The sequence below is a fragment of the Sinomonas humi genome (assembly GCF_000802235.1).
In the GTDB taxonomy this organism is placed as follows: domain Bacteria; phylum Actinomycetota; class Actinomycetes; order Actinomycetales; family Micrococcaceae; genus Sinomonas; species Sinomonas humi.
Map to the genome: position 1 here is coordinate 1 of NZ_JTDL01000020.1, position 523 is coordinate 523.

Consider the following 523-nt stretch of genomic DNA (forward strand, 5'->3'; position numbering starts at 1 on the left):
CTGAAGGCCAGCCCGGTCACGGACGTGCACGTGTTCGGGCGGCGGGGCCCGGCGCAGGTGAAGTTCACCCCGCTGGAGCTGCGGGAGCTCTCGCACTCGCGGGATGTGGACATCGTGCTGTACCCGGAGGACTTCGAGTTCGACGAGGCCTCGGACGAGGCGATCCGGACGAACAACCAGGTCAAGACGATGGTGGGCACGCTGGCGAACTGGATCGCGGAGGGCCCGGAGGGGCCTTCGGAGGCGCGGGCGTCGCGGCGGCTGCATCTGCACTTCCTGCACAGCCCGGTGGAGATCTACGACTCGCCGGAGGCCCCGGGGAGGGTCGCGGGGATCCGGTTCGAGCGGATGGAGCTGGACGGGACGGGCAATGTCCGGGGCACGGGGGAGTTCGAGGACTACCCGGTCCAGGCCGTGTACCGGGCGATCGGCTACCACGGCTCGGAGCTGGCCGAGCTCGAGTACGACGTGCACCGGGGCGTGATCCCCAACGACGGGGGCCGGGTCCTGGACGCGGAGGGCA

Annotated in this window: 1 pseudogene; it reads left to right on the top strand. The window is 70.7% G+C overall.

The features are described from left to right. Window positions 1–523, top strand: a pseudogene (locus LK10_RS01530) (pyridine nucleotide-disulfide oxidoreductase); the annotation flags it as partial.